Annotated in this window: 19 protein-coding genes; 13 read left to right on the forward strand and 6 right to left on the reverse strand. The window is 45.5% G+C overall.

The annotated features are described in order from the left end of the window. Positions 1-155 precede the first annotated feature (155 nt). The 4 genes from NE536_RS20005 to NE536_RS20020 all read left to right on the forward strand — a co-directional run bounded on the left by NE536_RS20005 (position 156) and on the right by NE536_RS20020 (position 3,238). Positions 156-299 carry a hypothetical protein gene (locus tag NE536_RS20005; protein ID WP_261273799.1) on the forward strand — a complete coding sequence of 48 codons (144 nt, stop codon included), beginning with the start codon at positions 156-158 and terminating at the stop codon, positions 297-299. Continuing rightward, complete coding sequence (locus tag NE536_RS20010; protein ID WP_261273812.1) at positions 292-588, forward strand: RhsIA family immunity protein; 297 nt, start codon at positions 292-294, stop codon at positions 586-588. The genes NE536_RS20005 and NE536_RS20010 overlap by 8 nt, the downstream gene beginning before the upstream one ends. Before the next feature lie 121 nt (positions 589-709). Further along, positions 710-1,237 carry a DUF4303 domain-containing protein gene (locus NE536_RS20015; RefSeq protein ID WP_261273800.1) on the forward strand — a complete coding sequence of 176 codons (528 nt, stop codon included), beginning with the start codon at positions 710-712 and terminating at the stop codon, positions 1,235-1,237. A 477-nt stretch (positions 1,238-1,714) separates the two neighbouring features. Continuing rightward, positions 1,715-3,238, forward strand: a complete 1,524-nt coding sequence (locus NE536_RS20020) for a winged helix-turn-helix domain-containing protein (RefSeq protein ID WP_261273801.1) — start codon at positions 1,715-1,717, stop codon at positions 3,236-3,238. Between the two features lie 19 nt (positions 3,239-3,257). Here the strand turns inward: NE536_RS20020 and NE536_RS20025 are convergent, their stop codons facing one another. The 3 genes from NE536_RS20025 to NE536_RS20035 all read right to left on the reverse strand — a co-directional run bounded on the left by NE536_RS20025 (position 3,258) and on the right by NE536_RS20035 (position 5,839). Beyond that, positions 3,258-4,259: a hypothetical protein gene (locus NE536_RS20025; RefSeq protein WP_261273802.1), complete on the reverse strand. Its 1,002-nt coding sequence runs from the start codon at positions 4,257-4,259 to the stop codon at positions 3,258-3,260. 407 nt (positions 4,260-4,666) lie between these two features. Beyond that, positions 4,667-5,218 (reverse strand): DUF1415 domain-containing protein, encoded by a 552-nt coding sequence (locus NE536_RS20030; RefSeq protein WP_261273803.1) that lies wholly within the window; start codon positions 5,216-5,218, stop codon positions 4,667-4,669. A gap of 27 nt (positions 5,219-5,245) precedes the next feature. Next, positions 5,246-5,839, reverse strand: coding sequence for a LysE family translocator (locus NE536_RS20035; RefSeq protein WP_261273804.1), 594 nt, complete (start codon positions 5,837-5,839; stop codon positions 5,246-5,248). 302 nt (positions 5,840-6,141) lie between these two features. On the opposite strand from NE536_RS20035, the gene NE536_RS20040 reads away from it, so the two are divergent. Both NE536_RS20040 and NE536_RS20045 read left to right on the forward strand, forming a co-directional pair. Next, positions 6,142-6,744: a DUF4136 domain-containing protein gene (locus tag NE536_RS20040; RefSeq protein ID WP_220777320.1), complete on the forward strand. Its 603-nt coding sequence runs from the start codon at positions 6,142-6,144 to the stop codon at positions 6,742-6,744. Between the two features lie 158 nt (positions 6,745-6,902). Further along, positions 6,903-7,298 carry a VOC family protein gene (locus NE536_RS20045; RefSeq protein WP_261273805.1) on the forward strand — a complete coding sequence of 132 codons (396 nt, stop codon included), beginning with the start codon at positions 6,903-6,905 and terminating at the stop codon, positions 7,296-7,298. 112 nt (positions 7,299-7,410) lie between these two features. On the opposite strand, the gene NE536_RS20050 is transcribed toward NE536_RS20045, so the two are convergent. Both NE536_RS20050 and NE536_RS20055 read right to left on the reverse strand, forming a co-directional pair. After that, the gene (locus tag NE536_RS20050; protein ID WP_261273806.1) at positions 7,411-7,980 is read right to left on the reverse strand and encodes a hypothetical protein; all 570 of its coding nucleotides are present in this window, start codon (positions 7,978-7,980) and stop codon (positions 7,411-7,413) included. Positions 7,981-8,209: 229 nt separating this feature from the next. Then, positions 8,210-9,031, reverse strand: coding sequence for a DUF2797 domain-containing protein (locus NE536_RS20055; RefSeq protein ID WP_220592523.1), 822 nt, complete (start codon positions 9,029-9,031; stop codon positions 8,210-8,212). A 370-nt stretch (positions 9,032-9,401) separates the two neighbouring features. Between NE536_RS20055 and NE536_RS20060 the strand changes: the two genes are divergently transcribed. Both NE536_RS20060 and NE536_RS20065 read left to right on the forward strand, forming a co-directional pair. Further along, a complete protein-coding gene (locus NE536_RS20060) occupies positions 9,402-10,556 on the forward strand; it encodes an alpha/beta hydrolase (protein ID WP_261273807.1) in 1,155 nt (384 codons plus the stop codon). A 100-nt stretch (positions 10,557-10,656) separates the two neighbouring features. After that, on the forward strand, positions 10,657-11,544 hold the full coding sequence (locus NE536_RS20065; protein WP_006081063.1) for a DMT family transporter: 888 nt from the start codon (positions 10,657-10,659) through the stop codon (positions 11,542-11,544). A gap of 152 nt (positions 11,545-11,696) precedes the next feature. Here the strand turns inward: NE536_RS20065 and NE536_RS20070 are convergent, their stop codons facing one another. Then, a complete protein-coding gene (locus NE536_RS20070; protein WP_006085314.1) occupies positions 11,697-12,197 on the reverse strand; it encodes a glycine cleavage system transcriptional repressor in 501 nt (166 codons plus the stop codon). A gap of 200 nt (positions 12,198-12,397) precedes the next feature. On the opposite strand from NE536_RS20070, the gene NE536_RS20075 reads away from it, so the two are divergent. From NE536_RS20075 to NE536_RS20095, 5 genes are all read left to right on the forward strand, one after another. Continuing rightward, positions 12,398-14,656 (forward strand): ABC transporter permease subunit, encoded by a 2,259-nt coding sequence (locus NE536_RS20075; protein WP_261273808.1) that lies wholly within the window; start codon positions 12,398-12,400, stop codon positions 14,654-14,656. A gap of 59 nt (positions 14,657-14,715) precedes the next feature. Then, a complete protein-coding gene (gene pstA / locus NE536_RS20080) occupies positions 14,716-16,374 on the forward strand; it encodes a phosphate ABC transporter permease PstA (protein ID WP_261273809.1) in 1,659 nt (552 codons plus the stop codon). A gap of 33 nt (positions 16,375-16,407) precedes the next feature. Next, positions 16,408-17,226, forward strand: a complete 819-nt coding sequence (gene pstB / locus NE536_RS20085) for a phosphate ABC transporter ATP-binding protein PstB (protein WP_106650092.1) — start codon at positions 16,408-16,410, stop codon at positions 17,224-17,226. Positions 17,227-17,306: 80 nt separating this feature from the next. Then, positions 17,307-18,017 (forward strand): phosphate signaling complex protein PhoU, encoded by a 711-nt coding sequence (gene phoU / locus NE536_RS20090; protein ID WP_261273810.1) that lies wholly within the window; start codon positions 17,307-17,309, stop codon positions 18,015-18,017. 519 nt (positions 18,018-18,536) lie between these two features. Continuing rightward, positions 18,537-19,619, forward strand: coding sequence for a DUF3137 domain-containing protein (locus NE536_RS20095; protein ID WP_261273811.1), 1,083 nt, complete (start codon positions 18,537-18,539; stop codon positions 19,617-19,619). Positions 19,620-19,737 lie beyond the last annotated feature (118 nt).

The following is a 19,737-nucleotide window of genomic DNA, read 5'->3' on the forward strand; positions in this document are numbered from 1 at the left end:
CCGAGTTTGCAGTGGTGCAAGCTCGTTTGAGCGTAAAGGGTTGGTTTTAATACGTCGTTGAATCGCGGAAAAGAGTCATTCGTCTGTCCCGATATGGTATAAACTCTCGGCGGGTTTGACCGACAGACTTATAAAGAAAGGCGTCAATGATTTAAATGGATGAAATTGAATTAAAAGCATATTTAACAGAGAGGGTGTTATCTTTTTGTACGCGCTGGAACAGTATCGAAAATACCCTCTATACCGAAAGAACTGCCGAAGAAGATAAGCTACGGCAGGAATTGCCAGTGGCTGAATGAGCAATTAGCGCCGTTATTTGACGATTTTTGCACCGAAAAACAGCGCGTTTACGGCGGAAAAGTGCGTAATTCCTTCGGGTTTCCTTCAAAATTTAATGGTTGCGATCATCCTCTTGAGGTGCAAGTCACTTTAAAAAATAAAAGCAGAGCCGAAATCTATATTAAAACCAGCACTAACTTCGAAGATGAGTATTTGTTTATTGCTCTCAAAAAAGCCGATGAATGGCGTATCGATAGCTATAAAAACCGTCGCTATGGTAATGAGAAATGGAGCATACAAATTCTTTAATTCAGCTTTATTCGAATATTTGGAATCAGTAAAAAATCATTAAAATTATTGAGTTGGGTAATGTCGGTTGATTGGACTGATACACTCATACTCAAAAATATTGTGTAAATGGAACATCTTTATGACTTTAGATTATGCACTTATGGCTCGAATTAAAGCCGAGATATTGCGGTTTACAACGGTTGAGGTTGAGCAATTTTTATTAGCTCATCCAGATAAAACCTTTTATGCCATTGCTTTTGACACCCATGCCGAATACGCAGAATTAAATCTTTGTTTTAATACCGAGGCAGATTTTCAGCAGCGATTAGCCTATTACCAGTCTGGGAAATGGGCTGAGTCATACCAAAGCCCTGAGGCCATTCAAGAACTTAAATTCAATACAGGTGACTGGGAGTATCAATGTTTTAGTACATGTTACCTGCTTTCAGAGGATGAGTTGCAGACGATTCAACAGAGCTTACCCGAGGATGACTTTAGTGAGTGGGAGGAGATAGCACGGCAAATACGCGCAGTGTTTAACGAATGCCTAGTGCAGTTTACCCAAACTGAAGTCTATCAAGCGATCCCTAAAATCGATGGTTTTATGGCCTTTAGTATCGACCATGATGAAGATGTTGCTGATATGCTGGCTGATAGATTTTTATAGTTATTAAATTTAAAAAAAATTAAAATCAATATCTTATGCTTTTATTCGTCGGTCATGATATCCAATTGCACAGATTCTCCGATGACTTTGTTCAAGCCCTACACGGTTAACAATCATCACTTAAATCTATTCAACATAGGTTAATTGGATATTGCGAGGGCATTTCAATCTACCTAAGCTATACAAAATAGCCCCGCAGCTTTATTATATTTAGTTGACTACTACACTCTTCATGGTGAAAATACCGCGTTTTCTTCGTGGTTACTTCGAGATGGTTTTGTATTTTATTGATATTATAGGTTTTTATGTTTGATATTAAATCTCGCTTAGTAAACAAATCGATTGGAGAATGGCATCAATGTATCGCATCCTGAGAAGACATACTTGATGTAGGCGTTGCACCTTGAGGGGCATGTGCTTCGACAACTTTTATCACCTCGCATCCATCAACGCCAAAATACGATAGGTACCTGATTTATGGCTGATATATTAGCCCAAGCAAAAGCCCGTCAATGTACCATCGCAATCGATGAACTTGTATATGATCCTGCCTCTCGCCAATTGAGCAAAAATGCTCAAGAAATTGAATTAGAGCCTCGAAGCATAGAACTGCTTGAAGTCTTTTTACAGCAAACAGGTACCCCGATTGCGGCAGAAGACATTATCAGTCGGGTTTGGCAGAGCAATTATATTTCTAAAAATGTCCTGGCTAATCGAATTAGTACGCTACGTGCCATTTTTAAAGAGAGCTCGCCTGAACTGGATGCAACAAAATTATTAGTGACTTATCCCAAAAAGGGTTACTACCTCAATGCGACGCGAGTTACTCTAATCGACACCGCTGCTGATCTGATTGCACCATCGAAACCTGTTCAATCAAAGAGAATGATCCATTTGGTTTATATGAGTCTGCTGATGATAGCGGGCTTTTTTATCTATCAACAGTCGCAAAAATCACCCATAATTGCGCCTGTTAATCCGCTCACCGCAACAACACGACAGGATGCTCATATCACGATTGCTGTGGTTGAATTGGTGCTAAACCGAATTCATGTCACCAATAGTGCTGCTAGTCCTTATGTTACAGCGATCAAAACCGCGCTACTTTCGCAACTCGTTGCTTACCCCTATATCAATGTGCTCAATCAGGATGATCCAACCTATTTTTTAAGCCCGCTCAATGACAATGAATATTGGCCTGGCGATGGCAACACCTTATTTTCGGACTACAAACTTAATTTACGACTCGACAAAGCTCCTACATCCGATCAGCTTACTGCACGGGTTGAGTTGGTGTATCACAGCAGCGAAAAGCAAACGTATCGCGGTGAGTATATTCTCTCTACTGGCTCACTCGACCAAGATATACAAAAGATCACTGATGATTTGATTGATTATTTTAAGTTGCCAGTCATAGCCTCTGCCAATACAGAGCAAACTCATACCTTTATCAATCAAACTTTAGCGCAACAGCTAGATGCTGATAACCCCAGTATGTTTCAGGCCAATTATCTTGCCAGACGACTGTTGCTTGACCCAGAGCTCAAGTCTGATCAAATACAAACTTGGCTCAATCGTATCGACAAGTTGTTTCCTTTCCCGAGTGAAGAAACTGAAATTTGGCTTGGTCTGCTTGATTTTAGAATTGGAAATCATAAACGCGCACGTGAACGCTTGTTGAAGGGGCACTTCAATAATCAAATCGACAACGCATTTATTTATTTAGTGTTGTCAAATATTGCCCTTAAAGATGATAAACCTGAACTTTTCCGTTATTACTACCTTAAATCATTGGTCTCTTTGTCTTTAGTCGTACCGTCGAAAACGGTTTTTGAGCAGTTGTCCCGCGAGAAACTCACGAGTCAATGTTTAGGTGCATGGGGCGTTTTATTCCAAGACAAAGCGCTTACCGCTGACATCCATTCTTGGGCAATGTTTGCTAATTATTGTGAAACAGCCGCCCCATATCTTCCTAAAGCCTCAGCAAAAAGGTCGCAATGAAGCGACCTTTAAACTCTAATTAATGCTGCTTTGTCAGTAACCCTGCACCACCGACTGGATGGGCACCAGCAAGGTGATTGATGGCCATAATATCCTCGCCTTTGGCATCCTCAATAAAGCCTATCTTGATAGTTTGATTAGAAATAATTGCACGCACTAACTCTGCACTCGCACCTTGTTGTTGTAGGTATTGCTGACAAGGTACACTTTCTGAATCATTGATTTTTAAATCAAAATGCATAATAAGTCCCTGCTTTGCACTTACCGCCCCCACTGCGATACATTGTGGATTACCTTGCGCATCAGTCATTGATGCAGTCAATTGCACGGGAGCTGAACCATCACGGGTAAACTTGTACATATCATAGTCTAGTGGACTGCCATAAGCAGAGGGCGTTTCCCACTGACTTGGTAGTAAGCTTGTCATCAATGCCGCGGTTAAAGGTCTTGCTTTGACTTGGATTAATAGTGCCGATAACTGTGGGTTATCGTTAACACGCATCGCAAATCCTTTATCGGTGAACAGCGGTTCGATATTGTCGGCAAATTGATTGGCTTGCAATTGTGCTCTATGAGCATTCGATAGCGGAGTTAACCAAGTATCGCCCCGCTCAATACTGGATTGCTCGATAGTGCACTTACCTAGTCCATCGCGGCTGCAAAAGTTAACTTTGATATTATTGTCAAATGCGCTTAATTGGTTTGCCTTTGCATTGATGTTATACCAGTCTGCTGTAGTTTTTCCGACTTGCTTTACACTGGCTTGCAACTCTTGCTGAGAAGGATAAAGGTCGAGTGCAAAGCCGACACCTACATATTGGCTATAACCGTCGTTACCACGAATAAAATCGCCTTCGTCTTGTGCCAAGCTGAGCAAATAGATCCCTTCAGCATATCTACTTTTGGCTTTAGTGCCGCCATTCTCATCGGGCTTGGGTTTTGTACTGCTGTCTGTGCTTGAACCACCACATCCCATCAACACTGAACTTAACGCAGCAACGAGTAATACACAACGCAACATAAAACACCCTTAACAATAATGGCTAAGCTAGCCTTAACTTAAATTAAGTAACGACAACCGTTACAACTGCGGCGTAATTTAGGTATCGGTATAAAGGAGGTCAAAAAACAAAAGTGAATTAAATAATAATTTAATCTTAATTTTTATTTAATCTATTGATTTATAATGGTAAAGGTTGATTGTTGATCAGGTGTGATTTGGCAATGATGTGCTCGTGATATCGATACTTCTCTGTACAACGGATGCCGCTATCACGCTCATAGCAGCATTTTTATGGCGAGTCACTGGATTGATTGCGCCTCATTAGCTTGGCTTATCGATAATTTATCCAATAGCAATGAAGCCATCGTTCGAAGCGTAAGGTTAATATTGGGGAATGCCTGAAAGCGTGAGACCAGCAATTTGCGCTAGGATTTCCCCATGCATTCTGCTAACAGTTTGATGAAAAAGTCACTGCCCTTGCGTTCACAAAAGGCGATATTGCGCTCAGGGATGGATTCGGGATCGGTATAGCTGGCTAAGGCTAACTCCATACTGGCCTCGCGAATAATATGCAGGGTTGGATAGGGCGCGCGGTTGGTAAAATTGGCGGCCGAGTCCTGTGGTTCATCCTCGAAGCAATAGTCGGGATGAAAATGCGCGAGCTGATACACGCCTTCATAGTCGTTGTCGAACAAGGCGTCATTCGCCATATCAACGAGATCGAGGTAAGTGTAAAAGCCTTCAAAACCCCGCGGCAGAATAAACAGTGTGGTTTCGTGCTCTGGGTGGGCATCTAGATATTGGCATTCTTCAATCAAGGCTTTGAGCACTAGCTTGACTTTGGTTTGTTCAACAACGAGATAGCGAATACTGCCGCGCTCCACCTCACGTCTGGCGAAGGGGCAAATATTGTATTTCATGATCACTTTTTTCACCCAATTATCGGTTTGTTCAATGATCATGTCGATTTCGTTCATGGTGGTCGTGGCTCGTGCTGACAAAAATTAGGGGGCGATCATAGGGATGATAGACGCCACAAGCAAGACTGCCATAGTGATATTGAAGATCTTCTGTTGGCGCTCATTTTTTAAAATGCGCTTAAGGGCCACGCCAAAACCGAGCCACACAATGGCGCAGGGGAAGGCGACACATAAAAATACCGTTGCGATAGTAATCACTTGCGGAGTTAAATCTTGCTGCACGGACGTGAATGTTGTAATTGCGCCCACCGCCATGATCCAGCCCTTAGGATTCACCCATTGAAACGCTGCGGCTTGAATAAAACTAAAGGGTTTGGCAATGGCTTTGCCTTCCATCTTGCTACTGCTGTTGGCGATAAGCCAAGACAGATACAAAAGGTAACCTATGCCGACGACTTTAATCACTTGATGGATGATAGGATAGCTTTGGAAGAGCGCGCTTAAGCCCAAGCCGATCGCGAGGATCATAGTTGGGAAGCCAAGGCTTATTCCCAGCAGATGCGGAATACTGCGTTTCACGCCAAAGTTAACCCCTGAGGTCATCAGCATAATGTTGTTCGGCCCTGGGGTGATCCCCGATGAGAAGGCGAATAGCGCGATAGCGAGTATTAACTCCATGGATAGATCTCACACCTTTTGTTGTCGTTTTTGGCATTATGATAGGGAAATCTACCTCGAATTTACGTGCCGAAGTATGACTATCACTGACGTTAAGCGAAGCATTCTAGCGGGTAAACGGAACCGCGCCTATACGCAGGGTGGGCTTTATAAGTAACAAATCATAACGAATTGGACCGGGGTGATTGTCTTACCGTAGTCCTTGTCGATAAGCACGATTTAACACCATGATGCATATAGACTTTCAGTCTGAGAAATAGCAACTATCCTTAAGCTGTAAAAATCGCAATAAGGGAAAGATCATGTATTTACCACAGAAAATTGGGCGTTTATTGACGCTTTTAACCATCAGTTTGGCCGTGTTGACGGCCTGTGTGAGTGTGGAGGATTCGCAGGTGTTGCGAACCACAGTCGTGACTTCGGGAGATTTGAGCCAATTACCGCCGAGCGCCATGACCTACAGTTGGCATCCCACTTTACAGAAAATCTTTGTTGATCCTAGGCTCGATAAACAGCAAGTCCAGCAACATATGCAGGATACCCTTAAAAAGGTGCTACTGACGAAAGGGTATCGCTGGGTAGAAGATACGCAACTCGCTGACTTCCAAGTAGGTTTTGGGGTTGCCATGGGTACACAAATGTCTGACGAGCAGATATTGGCCGCTGCAGGCTTAGTGCCGGGTCTGTCAAACCAAGGTGTGGATCCTAAAAAATACGATAAGGGTTCAGTACTCATTAGCCTTTTTAAGCCGACAGCGATCGTGGGGCAATCTTCTGAAATGGTATGGCGAGTCCTTGCCCAAGGCTTTGCCAACATTAAAGATATGGATGAAGTCAAAACCCGCTTCGATGGTTTAATCGATGAAATGTTGTCAGCGCTGCCCGTCACCCATGCGGTGCAATAATGCCGTCAACTAGGCGCAATCATAAGGCGAGTGAGATACTCGCTTTATTCTTTTAGTGATCATAGTTTAGGCTGTAACAAGCATAAACAGGACGATTTACCGTCCTGTTTATAGGACTTAGTCTGACGTCCGGTTAGCACTTATAAAGGGAGATTATTATGGCGCAAAGTATCTTTGTTAATTTGGCAGTCGAGAGCGTTCAGGATTCACGCGCTTTCTACTCAGGTCTTGGTTTTGGCATCAATGAGCAATACAGCAATGAGCAGGCTGCCTGCGTCGTCATTGCGGACAATATTTATGTGATGCTGCTGGCTAAGCCTTTTTTCTCTGGTTTTACCGATAAGGTGATTGCGGATGCTCATACCACGACAGAAGTGCTCAATTGCCTAGACTGCGACAGTCGAGAGCGTGTCGATCACTTGGTTAAGCTTGCCGAGCAGCATGATGGCAAAGCCTATCGTCAAGCGCAAGAGCAAGGATTTATGTATGGCCATGCGTTTGAAGATCCCGATGGGCATATCTGGGAACTTGTTCATATGGAAGCGCAAGGTTAGTGCATCCTCTTGCACATTCCTCTAAACCAAGCTTGTCCAATAATAGCGCGCATTGCGTGAGACCTAAGCTGTACGCAAGGCAGCGCGCCTATGTTTAATTAACCAGCCTATCTTAAGCTGGCTTATTCCCTCGGTTGGAAATATGAGTCTCAAGAAATTCCTTTATAAAATCAAAATCATCCACATTTATTTCCCTAGGCGTGAACGACACTTGGCCGGAAATGTGGGCAAAGTTGATCGTGAAGCTACGTATGCCTCTGCGTTTTGAGTATTTTGTACTGGCAATCTCATCCAAAGGGACAAACTGCTGCTTCATCTCAAAAAGATGAAATTCGGCATCGTAAACATGAAAAACGAGGCCTTCTTGATAGATATCAATGTAATAGCCATCTGGCCCCGCTTCGGCTAATTTCCTTTGTTCATTTTTAGCGGCTTTGCCTAGTCTTATCGATTCAGAAATGATCATGAAGACGAAGAAAAATGCCACTACAACGGCTAAAACGACAACAATAGTAAATCCTATATCCCATGGTTCTGTCGAAAGCGATTCAGTCAGTTCCTTCCAAGGGCCGCTTGCTATTATCAGCGGGATTATCAAGAGCAAAAATATTCCAGATTGCTTACTACGTAATTTTTGTTGGAATGCACAGCGACGGATAAAATGTTGAGGTCCTTGTTTCATCAAAAATATTCCATATAAAGATGTTTTTTACTTTGGGGAAGCCAAGCGCTATTTTCATCCATACGGAGGCAAGGCTCGAGTTCCTCGGGGTAATAACGAGACGGCGGCAATCAATGAACCTATGCTCTGGCACAGTTTCAATGCTTCAGCATGAGCATGCCGAGGTTTCGCTATCAGTGTGTTGATAACCATGACAGATAGCAACACACTGAATTGCATAAAAATGAATTTATATTAGCTCTACGCTCACTTCATAGGCGGTGAATTTACGAATGTTAATCACACCGGTATCGAAGATCAGATACTGACCTTTAATCCCCTGTAAAATCCCGCTTACCACCTCATTTTTATCGAAGTTGTGGGAAGTGATCTTTTTCGGAAAGGTGTCGATGGGATAGTGAATTGACTGAATCGTTTCATCTAAACGCTCGATACTGTAATCGCCTTTTTGCATGCCGATTTCGTGCAACTTAGCCTCAATTTGCGGGATAAGTTCTGCAGCTTTAGCATTTAAATCGATATCATCGGCGTGGCCCTTGAGCATCGCTTGCCAATGGGTTTTATCGTTCACCAGTTTGGCCAATTCTACTTCTACTAAGCCTGAGAGTTGCCTTGTTGACACTTTAAAAATCGGCAAACCTTGGGTGGCACCTTGGTCAATCCAACGGGTGGGCAGCTGCGTGTGGCGGGTGATGCCGACTTTAACGCCCGAAGTATTTGCCAAATACACATAATGCGGCACAAAACAGTGGCTCTGAGCCCACTCGGGTTCGCGGCAAGTGCCTTGGTCGTAATGGCAAGTTTCCGGCTTCATGATGCACATATCGCAACTCGCCAGCTTTTGCATACAGACAAAACAGTGGCCCTGCGAGTAACTCTTCTTGCTCTTTTTACCGCAGTTGCAGCAGAAGATATTGCCCGTGTGGGTCAAGGTTAATTGCTTGCCTATCAATGGATTGAGCGGGAGTAGCTCATCACCGACAACGAGTTGATATTGCACTTGTTGCGCGTCATCTAACTGTACGCGCATCTTCTTTAGCGTTCCTAACATGGTAATCCTAATGTGTTGCGTTCTGGTGCAGCTTAGTCGCTCATCATGCGGTCTAGTGCACACTTTCGTTATATCGTCATTGCGTGGCCGTCAGTATACAAGATTATCCAAGCCAGTTTAGATAGGATTTTTCGATAAGTAAGGCGATAAGTGAATCGATAAGCGAATCGATAAGTCAGTCGATAAGCGAGCCGATTGATGGCGTTAATGACCAGAGTCGATTGAATTAGTCGATTGAATGAGCTGATTAAGTGCGTCTTTGTAAACTGTACTCAACTCCATCATCTTAATCAGACTTTTTGAGGGTAATGATTTGAGTCTTATGATGAAAACCAGTAAGTTACCCTGCATTACAAATGGAGGTGTACTTATGCGGTTGGTTTTAGTGCTGATGTTCTTCTTTTCAACGGCTGTCTTCGCACAGACGGATAAGACGGTAATTCATTCAGAAATTTTGAATGATGACATCAACTTACAAATCCATTTGCCAGATACCTATGCGCATTCCAACGATTTTAACTATCCGGTATTAATCGTATTAGATGGCTCTACCCAATTTGAGCATGTGGCGGCGAATGTTGGCTTTTTAAGTACTTATGCCATTATTCCGGAAATGATCACCGTTGGCGTGAGTTCGGATCAACGGATGAAGTATTTTACGCCGACTCAAATCGATAAATTTAAAGACAGCTCCGGTGGTGCTGAACAGTTCAGGCAATTTTTAGAGCAAGAGCTGCTCAGTACATTAGGCAAAAAATACCGCACTTCGGATTATCAAATACTCACGGGCCATTCCTTAGCTGGGCTGTTTACGAGTTATGTGGCTATGACGCCAAATAGCCAATTTGATGCGGTGATTTCAATCAGTCCCAGTTTATGGTGGGACAGTAATTGGCTAGTGCTTAAGTCGGCCGAGTTATTACCAGCCAAGCGTGCGAAACCACTGCGCTGGTTTTTGAGTATGGCAAGTGAACCCAATGATATGGCGAGCGCGTTTGCGGCGCAAATTAAGCAGTTGCAAGACGGCTTAGGTGCAAACTCAACGGGTAACGCATCAAAGCAACTGCATTGGTTTTACAAACACTTCCCCGATGAAACCCACGACAGTACGCCGCTGGTTGGCAATATTGAGGCGTTAAAGACCCTTTTTGCCGGTTGGAATGCTGTGCCTGAAATTGCCGTTATGCCACTCAAGGACATAAAACACTTCTATCGACAAAAGAGCGCTGAGTTTGGCTATGAATTTCCACTCTTTGCTCAGCAATATAATGTTTATGGACTCAAAGCGACTTATGAACAAAAAACGGCTTGGGGCGTTGAAATTCTCGCAGAGGGGACGCGCGCGTTCCCCTATTCAGAGGTGTTATGGGACAGTTTAGCGACCGCCTATGATCTGGATGGACAGCTTGAGCAGGCGATACAAGCCTCCGACAAAGCCGTGCTACTGGCAAAACAAACGGATTCAGTGTTTTTAAATGAGATCCTCAGTCAAGCTAAGCGCTTGCAGTCGCAAGCGAAAAAGTAACCGCTCCCAGAGAGGGTTTAACTACAAAGTTGCAACATGTTTGGACAAGTCTCACGCGGCTAGGTAATCTTGTGATCTTTTTGTTCGTCGAGAATTTATCTTGCCTGCCAACCTGTTATTACTGCTTGCCGCCGCGATTTGGGGCTTTGGATTTGTCGCCCAAACCTTAGGCATGGAACATCTTTCCCCCTTTGCGTTTAATGGTATTCGCTTTTTAATGGGGACGTTTAGTTTAGTGCCTTTGGTGTGGTACTTGCGTCGGCAAAATAAGCTGCATGTGAGTGCGCCAAAGGATTTAGTGCGCGGCAGTTTGCTGGTTGGGGTTTTACTGTTTGCGGGCGCGTCATTTCAACAGGTCGGTTTGCAATACACCACGGCGGCGAACGCGGGCTTTATCACAGGCCTATATATAGTGTTAGTGCCTGTGCTTGGGTTAGCGCTAAAACATACGACAGGATTGAATACTTGGCTTGGCTGCGCGATTGCCGCAGTCGGTTTGTATTTTTTAAGTGTTAAAGATGGCATGAGCATAGGTTATGGCGATGCCTTGCAGTTGGTGGGCGCCTTGTTTTGGGCATTGCACATTCTGGCGGTGGATCATTTTGCCAAGCGGATTTCGCCCGTGGTGTTAGCCATGATGCAGTTTTTCGTCTGCGGCGTGCTGAGTTTGATGGTGTCGGCGGTAATTGAAGTCACCACGCTCGATGGCGTGATGGCGGCTTGGGGTTCACTTTTCTATGCTGGGCTGATTTCGGTAGGGATTGCTTATACCTTGCAAGTGTTGGCGCAGAAAAATGCGCATCCTGCCCATGCGGCGATTATCCTCAGTTTAGAAACCGTATTTGCGGCCATTGGCGGTATTATCTTCCTCGATGAGAGTTTGAGTGTGCGGGCATTATTCGGCTGTGGCTTGATGTTGCTGGGGATGTTGATCTCCCAAGTGCCGCTGCGTTACTTAGTCAAATCTCGGCATCAAAAAGTGAGTTAAACAAAAACGCCGCAGGCATCTGCTTAGCGGCGTTTGTATTTTTAGCATTTTAAAAACCGTTCTTAAGTGCCATTTAAGTGCTGTTTGAAAGTGCTATAGCAAATGCACGCTCTAAACGTGTGGGTGTGCAAAGTGTTCGCTCGTCGTAAAGGTTAACGGCTTAATCTATCGAGCACGAGATCATCACCCAGGGCATAGAGGGATGTTACTAGTTGCTCTTCTTGGGCGAGATCTGTGAGTCCAAGGCCGATAGTCGCCCGAAACAGAGCGATACCTGTGTGGCCAGCGGTTTCATATTGGCTACTAAACTGCTCGATATTGATGCCAAGGGCGTTGATCTTATTTGAGATATCGAGCACGAGTCCGGGTCTGTCATAGGCCACCAGGTTGTAGCTTAAGCGTTTGATGGGTTTAAGGGCGACCGAGGTTTTGGCGTAGGTGAGGGTGAGGCTATCGATGCACTCTAGCGCCTCAATGAGCTCGTCCATACGCAGTGAAGGCACTTCAAGTAACAGAATAGCAGCAAAGATACCGTCGATATGGCGCAATTCCGAGTCGAGCCAGTTGCCGCCGTGACGGCTCACCGCATGGGCGATTTGTTCTACTAATCCTTTTCTATCAGGTGCTTGTAGTGTGATCAAATATCGTAGCATAGTGACTGACTCCTATTTTTTGTAAAAGGCACCTGTTTTAAAACGGGGTGTAACACAACTGTCATCTTTGCGTCATATAATCCAACGCACTTAGAATAAAGGATGTTGTTATTGCTCAGTTTACGTTCAAACAGTGTAAGCATAGCACTCGGCAAATCCTAGCGAAAAAACTCGCTGGCTATTAATAATAGAGGTTCTTAATGGAAAGTCAGGTCACTCAACCTGGTTCTGCATCGCACAGTATGCTTAAAGGCGGACGCTCGAATCGCAGGGCATTTAAGGATAAAGCGGCGCAAATCGGCGTCACTATCGGCGGCACTATGGTGTTTGTCGCCTTATTGTTGATCTTCTTTTATCTGTTGTATGTGATTAAACCTATTTTCGATAGTGCTGATGTCACGCCGGTTAAGACTGTGAGCTATCAACACGCGGATGTACCTACTTTAATGGTGGGCGCTGAAGAGCAAAATGAGGTGATGTACCGTGTGGCCGTTGATGGCCAAGTGGACTTCTATACCGTTGCCGACGGTAGCCTACTTTCTAGCTTTACACCGCCATTGCCAGCGGGCGTGACTGTGACCAGTGCCGCAGTTGCCGTGCCGAGCGAACAGCGTTTTGCGCTGGGATTAAGTAATGGTCAGGTCCTAGTGGCTGGCCTAGAGTTTGGTTTAAGTTATCCAAACAACAAGCGCTTAATCACGCCTAAACTGCGTTATCCCGCAGGCGAAACCCCAATTACAGTCGATGAAACGGGCAGTGCGATTCATAAACTGACCTTCACCTACAGTTCAGACAAAATGAGCTTTGCCTATCAAGATGAGAGCGGCGTTTGGCGCCTGACTCGCCTCGAAGGGCAAGAGAACATGATGACTGAAGAAGTGGAGTGGGTGTCTACGACGTCACAAATTCAAGATGCTCCGAAGAAAGTCTCCCATGAGCTGATGACGCCAGATCAACGTCAATTGATGTTGCAAACTGGCAATAAAATCTTTGTGTACGACATCCGTGATACTGACAGCTTAGATCTGCTGCAGGTGATTGATGTTGAACGTGCTAAAGCTCAAGTGAATAACGTGGCTTTGCTGGCGGGCGCGAGTTCGTTACTGGTCAGCTACGACACAGGTATTGTGGCCCAGTACTTCCAAGTCAGTGGTCCAAAAGGGCGTTTATATCAAGAAATCCGCCAGTTTGATGACTTACCGCCTATCGAGTCACTTACCTCTGAATTCTACCGTAAGAGTTTTGCTACTGTGAGCCCTGAGGGCGAGCTGACATTGCTCTACACCACGAGTCATCGTGAACTGTTTGACGAAAAATTCGACCTTAAAAACCCAGGTAAAATGGGCTTTACCCCACGCTCAAACGGCATAGTCGTTGAAGCGGATAAAAAGCTGCATATCTTCAGTGTGGAAAACTCTCACCCAGAAGTGTCATGGAGCGCCATGTGGGACAAGGTGTGGTACGAAGGTTATCCAGAGCCTAAATACGTATGGCAATCAACCTCGGGTTCTGACGATTTCGAAGCTAAGCTGAGCTTAATGCCATTGGCCTACGGTACGATGAAAGCGGCATTCTATGCCATGTTGTTTGCCGTGCCTTTAGCCATTGCCGGTGCGATTTACACTGCTTACTTTATGTCGCCTAAGGTGCGCGGTTTCGTTAAACCGACCATCGAAATCATGGAAGCCTTACCGACGGTTATCTTGGGTTTCTTGGCGGGTCTGTGGTTAGCGCCGCTGATCGAAGAACATCTTCCCGGCATCCTGATCTTATTGATCCTCTTGCCGACCTCTATTCTCGCATCGGCCTATGGCTGGAGTCAGTTACCTGCAGCTTGGAAACAACGTTTACCCGAAGTGTACCAAGAGCTGATGTTGATCCCTGTGGTCTGTTTCGTGGGTTGGTTCTCTTTTGCCATCAGCCCTATCATCGAAGTGGCGCTGTTTGATGGTAATACCCGTCAATTTATCACTAATGAACTGGGCATTACCTTCGACCAACGTAACGCGCTGGTAGTCGGTATCGCCATGGGCTTTGCGGTTATTCCAACGATTTTCTCTATCGCGGAAGATGCGATTTTCTCTGTGCCACGTCATTTATCGAACGGCAGTTTAGCCTTAGGTGCGACGCCTTGGCAGACACTAACACGCGTGGTGTTGTTAACTGCAAGTCCGGGTATTTTCTCGGCCATCATGATGGGCCTAGGCCGCGCTGTGGGCGAGACCATGATAGTACTGATGGCCACAGGTAACACTGCGATTATGGAATGGAGCGTGTTTGAAGGGATGCGAACCTTGGCAGCAAACATTGCGGTTGAAATGCCTGAGTCGGCAATCGGTAGTTCGCATTACCGCGTGCTCTTCCTCGCGGCGTTCGTACTATTCATCTTTACATTCTTCTTTAACACCATTGCAGAAGTGGTGAGACAGCGTCTACGTGAACGCTATAGCTCGCTGTAACGGGGATAAGACAATGACACTAAATACAATTTCGCCAGTGACCTTGAGAGGTTTGTGCAATGGGTAAGTGGGTAAAATCAGGCTCGCCATGGATATGGATGACGGGCGGTGCGGTGAGCATCAGTTTGATTGCCGTCTTAGGCTTATTACTGTTAATCGCTTGGCGTGGCTTAAGTTACTTTTGGCCAGCAACGGTTTACCAGTGGGAACTCGAAGATAACACGGGTGTACGTTCAACCTTAATTGGTGAAGTTTACGATAGGGAAGAAGTCCCGACTGAGCGTTTGATTGCTGCGGGCCATGTGTTTAAAGAGCATCCTGGCGAGTTCGTCACCCGTTATTTAGTGAAGACAGGTAACCGCGAATTTGTGGGGCTGGATTTCCGCTGGATATTAAGCACTGACATTCTGAGCCGTTCTACGCCAAGCGATGTTGCCATGATTGAGCGGGCTAAAAACGGTAACTTCTACGGTTATCCAATCGCTGTGATTGAAAACGGCAAGCGTCTGGATTTAGTCAACGATGCGATTGAATCTTCCTTGATGGAGCATATCGAACGCGCTGTGGCCTTATCGGACAAAGCGGTGGATTTGCAGAAGCAAGACATTGGTTCGATTAACTACGCGATTGAAAAGCTGCGTTTACAGGAGCGTCGTTACGAGTTAGAGGGTGAACTCACTGATAGCAACAAAGCTGAGTTAGTGGCCAAGCGAGCACAACTGCAGAAAGATTACTTAGTGCTTGAAAAAGCGTTATTTGCCTTACGTGATGAAGCCGCGCGTGACTCGGTAATCGTGCGTGATATGCGCGGTGAAGAAGTCGAGCTTAAGCTGGATACCGTGCTGGATGTGACCTATGTAAACCACTTAAGCTTCATTGGCAAAATAGGTAAATGGTTCGTCGGTATCGGCCGCTTTGTGAGTGACGACCCGCGTGAAGCCAACACTGAGGGCGGCGTGTTCCCCGCGATTTTTGGTACCGTTTTTATGGTGCTGCTAATGGCCGTTATTGTGACGCCATTTGGTGTGGTCGCGGCTGTGTATCTGCATGAATATGCGAAGAAAGGCCCTATTACTAAGATGATCCGCATTGCGGTGATTAACTTAGCGGGTGTGCCATCAATTGTGTATGGTGTGTTTGGTTTAGGTTTCTTCGTTTACATGATGGGCGGCTCTATCGACCAATTGTTTTACCCTGAAGCGTTACCGTCACCGACCTTTGGTTCACCTGGGGTGATTTGGTCGGCATTAACCTTAGCCATTTTAACCTTGCCTGTGGTCATCGTTTCGACCGAAGAAGGTTTGAGCCGTATTCCGAGCGCGGTGCGTCAGGGTAGTTTGGCACTGGGCGCCACGAAAGCTGAGACACTGTGGCGCATTGTGATCCCAATGGCGAGCCCAGCTATCATGACGGGTTTGATTTTAGCGGTCGCCCGCGCCGCCGGTGAAGTGGCCCCATTGATGTTGGTGGGTGTAGTGAAACTCGCACCCACATTACCACTGGACTTTAACTTCCCGTTTGTGCATTTAGAACGTAAGTTCATGCACTTAGGCTTCCATATTTATGATGTGGGCTTCCAGAGCCCTAACGTTGAAGCGGCACGTCCTCTGGTGTATGCGACTTCCTTCTTGCTGGTGTCTGTGATTGTGGCACTTAACTTGACGGCCATTGGCGTACGTAACCATTTACGTGAAAAATATCGTTCGCTTGAGCACTAATCAGCGATTATCCTGAAAGTATTAGGACTGAATATGATTTCTATAGATTCGACAGCAATGAAAACCAACAACTTTGATTTAGCGAACTTAAGCCAGACTGACACAGCGTTGGAGATCCGTAACTTAGATTTGCGCTATGGCAGTAAACAAGCGCTGTTTAATGTATCGATGAAGATCCCCAAAAAACAAGTGACCGCCTTTATCGGCCCTAGTGGTTGTGGTAAGTCAACATTATTGCGCTGTATTAATCGCATGAACGACTTGGTGGATAACTGCCATATCGACGGTGAAATTTTGCTGCACGGTCAGAATATTTACGACAAGAAAATCGACGTCGCGGCCCTGCGCCGTAACGTGGGTATGGTGTTCCAGCGCCCGAATCCGTTTCCTAAGTCGATTTATGAAAACGTCGTTTATGGTTTGAGATTGCAAGGGTTGAATAACCGTCGTGAACTCGACGAAGCGGCCGAGCGTTCGCTGCGCGGCGCGGCGATTTGGGACGAAGTCAAAGACAGATTGCACGATAACGCCTTTGGTTTATCTGGCGGTCAGCAGCAACGTCTGGTGATTGCCCGTGCCATTGCCATCGAGCCTGAAGTGTTGTTACTCGATGAACCCACATCGGCACTCGATCCTATTTCGACATTGACGATTGAAGAGCTGATCACCGAGCTTAAGACGAAATACACTGTGGTTATTGTGACTCACAACATGCAACAGGCGGCGCGGGTGTCAGATCAAACGGCCTTTATGTATATGGGTGAATTGGTCGAATACGCGGATACCAACACGATTTTCACCACGCCGAAAAAACGTAAGACCGAAGATTACATCACAGGACGTTACGGTTAATCAGCTCGGTAGCGTTCGGATAAAGCCGCAACCGCAGGCTTTGAGCATGTTGGTAAACAGTTAAGTAAAAGGTTGGCTAAATGGAAAACATGAATTTAAGTAAGCACATCTCAGGACAGTTTACCGCTGAACTGGATGATATCCGCAATCGCGTACTCGCTATGGGTGGCTTGGTTGAACGTCAGCTTGAGCAAGCCATTGACGCGCTCAGCGCACTTGATGCTGAACTTGCGCAGCGGGTTATCGATGGCGATCACAAGGTCAATGGCATGGAAGTGTCTATCGACGAAGAGTGCACCCGTATTATCGCCAAGCGTCAACCAGCGGCCAGCGACTTACGCCTGATTATCGCCATCTCAAAAACCATCGCCGATCTTGAACGTATAGGTGATGCTTGTGTGCGTATCGCAAAAGCAGCATTAGATAAACGATTGAATAATCAGCAACCTTTATTAGTTAGCATTGAAAATATGGGCCGTCACGCGACCCGTATGTTGCATGCGACCTTAGATGCTTTGGCCCGTATGGATGCCGATACAGCGTTAGAGCTGCACAAAGAAGATGCTAAGCTTGACCGTGAATACGAAGGCATTATCCGCCAGTTAATGACCTATATGATGGAAGATCCGCGTTCTATCCCAGACGTCTTAGACGTACTGTGGGCTGCGCGTGCGGTTGAACGTGTTGGCGACCGTTGTAAAAATATCTGTGAATACATCATCTACTACGTGAAAGGCAAAGACGTTCGCCATACTTCCTACGAAGATATGGAAAAGGACATGAAAAGCTAACACACGCATTAATCTGCTGTTGTAATGCCTCAATACAACGCTCCGCAGTCTCTGTGGAGCGTTTTGCTTTTAGGATGCTGAGCTAGGATCGTTTATTAGGATAGTGAGCTAGGATCGTTTATTAGGATAGTGAGCTAGGATCGTGAGATAGAGAAAGCGAGCTAGGATTTTGGGCTATGGATTGTGAAATTGGATAGCTAAGTTGAATAGTTAAATTGGAGTGTGAACTGGCATTCTGGATCAGTACCGCGAATAAAGAAGGTCATTTTTGTGTTTACAATAAATTAACCTTTGTTTAATCTGATGCTTGCAACAAGCTTTAGCTGCTGGAAAGGGCGGTAGACCTAGATAGTGAAAGCAGTCGAAGCCTAAGTGCTAGCATTTTTGTGTTTAGCTGTGGATTGATATCACAGCATGTTAACCTCAGAATTTAACCGCCACCCTATTTGTTACCGCTAAGGTTTGGGGTTAGCAGCGCAACGGAATGGGCGCTGTGTCGGCGATAACATGGATAAGTTGATGAGCCCATTATTGTATTCTTTAAAGCAAGGTTTCGAAGCTCTTAAAAGTATTCGAAATCATATTTCTGAAGCGAATTTACCCGCTGATTTTCCCCGCGCTGAATTACCGCCACTGTCCGAGGACGCTAAAGCCGAACTATTGCAGCTATTAGCGCCGCTAGAAGCCTATCGAATTGAAAAGCTTGAAACTAAACTCTCCCGTAAAAAATGGGCGAAGCGTCTAGGTTGGCTATTGTGCCTGCCCGCACTGGCTTTTGATTTAATCTCGTTAGCCTCTAACCATGACCCAACCATTTTGAGCCTGATCGTTCTCGCCGGCATTTTGATGTGGGTTCATCTGCCTGAAATGCAATATAAGCGCCATTACAAATATAAAATCTTGCCTGTTTTACTCAAAAAACTAGGGGACTACCGTTATAGCCCCGACTCCTGTGTCAACCTTGATTCAGTGGCAGATTTCGAACTTATGCCCCGTTTTAGCAAGCAACAATCAGAGGATCATATTCGCGGCAAGGTAGAGGATATCAGCTTCGAATTTTGCGAATTAACCTTAAAATCCCGTGGCAGCAAGTCAGACAAGATCCAATTTAAGGGCGGGGTCGTGATCATGACGATGCCCTTTAGCTTTGAATCCCATACCGTCGTCAGCCAAGACTATGGCTCCCTTGGTAATACTATGGCAGGCCTAAAGAAACCCAGAGTGAAACTCGAAAGCGTGACCTTTGAGGCGATGTTTGAAGTGTATTCCCATGACCAACATTATGCGCGATATCTGTTGTCTCCCGCCGTGATGGAACGCCTCGTCGAACTGGAACAGTTATTCCGTAAAACGGCGCGGGGGTCGGGGCTGAGTATCGAATTTAAAGCCAATAAAGTGCTGATCATGGCGAGCTATTTTGGCAATTTATTTGATACCGTCGATATCAACTTACCCACCCATGATATGTCGAAAATTCCGCAGTTACAGCAGGAGTTAGTCTTGATTACTGGCATCATCAAACAGCTAAAATTGGATTATCTAGCAGCGCAAAATCTGGCGACACAGCAAACACTTGAGAGGATTAAGACGCTAGCGGGTTAACTAGAGCTGTTCTTTTCTCTGTATTTTGAACCGTACTTTGAGCAGGCTTTTATTCGTCGTGAGAAGAGGTTGCTTCAGAGGACTTAGCGTTTGCAGGTCTCCACTCATAAAGGCTTGC

Source organism: Shewanella septentrionalis (assembly GCF_025370265.1).
In the GTDB taxonomy this organism is placed as follows: domain Bacteria; phylum Pseudomonadota; class Gammaproteobacteria; order Enterobacterales; family Shewanellaceae; genus Shewanella; species Shewanella hafniensis.

Bases quoted from the DNA above. Each gene is read 5' to 3' on its own strand.
- NE536_RS20005 (WP_261273799.1), top strand. From the start codon at position 156: ATGGATGAAATTGAATTAAAAGCATATTTAACAGAGAGGGTGTTATCT.
- NE536_RS20015 (WP_261273800.1), top strand. From the start codon at position 710: ATGACTTTAGATTATGCACTTATGGCTCGAATTAAAGCCGAGATATTG.
- NE536_RS20020 (WP_261273801.1), top strand. From the start codon at position 1,715: ATGGCTGATATATTAGCCCAAGCAAAAGCCCGTCAATGTACCATCGCA.
- NE536_RS20025 (WP_261273802.1), bottom strand. From the start codon at position 4,259: ATGTTGCGTTGTGTATTACTCGTTGCTGCGTTAAGTTCAGTGTTGATG.
- NE536_RS20030 (WP_261273803.1), bottom strand. From the start codon at position 5,218: ATGAACGAAATCGACATGATCATTGAACAAACCGATAATTGGGTGAAA.
- NE536_RS20035 (WP_261273804.1), bottom strand. From the start codon at position 5,839: ATGGAGTTAATACTCGCTATCGCGCTATTCGCCTTCTCATCGGGGATC.
- NE536_RS20040 (WP_220777320.1), top strand. From the start codon at position 6,142: ATGTATTTACCACAGAAAATTGGGCGTTTATTGACGCTTTTAACCATC.
- NE536_RS20045 (WP_261273805.1), top strand. From the start codon at position 6,903: ATGGCGCAAAGTATCTTTGTTAATTTGGCAGTCGAGAGCGTTCAGGAT.
- NE536_RS20050 (WP_261273806.1), bottom strand. From the start codon at position 7,980: ATGAAACAAGGACCTCAACATTTTATCCGTCGCTGTGCATTCCAACAA.
- NE536_RS20055 (WP_220592523.1), bottom strand. From the start codon at position 9,031: ATGTTAGGAACGCTAAAGAAGATGCGCGTACAGTTAGATGACGCGCAA.
- NE536_RS20060 (WP_261273807.1), top strand. From the start codon at position 9,402: ATGCGGTTGGTTTTAGTGCTGATGTTCTTCTTTTCAACGGCTGTCTTC.
- NE536_RS20070 (WP_006085314.1), bottom strand. From the start codon at position 12,197: ATGCTACGATATTTGATCACACTACAAGCACCTGATAGAAAAGGATTA.
- NE536_RS20075 (WP_261273808.1), top strand. From the start codon at position 12,398: ATGGAAAGTCAGGTCACTCAACCTGGTTCTGCATCGCACAGTATGCTT.
- pstA (WP_261273809.1), top strand. From the start codon at position 14,716: ATGGGTAAGTGGGTAAAATCAGGCTCGCCATGGATATGGATGACGGGC.
- pstB (WP_106650092.1), top strand. From the start codon at position 16,408: ATGATTTCTATAGATTCGACAGCAATGAAAACCAACAACTTTGATTTA.
- phoU (WP_261273810.1), top strand. From the start codon at position 17,307: ATGGAAAACATGAATTTAAGTAAGCACATCTCAGGACAGTTTACCGCT.
- NE536_RS20095 (WP_261273811.1), top strand. From the start codon at position 18,537: ATGAGCCCATTATTGTATTCTTTAAAGCAAGGTTTCGAAGCTCTTAAA.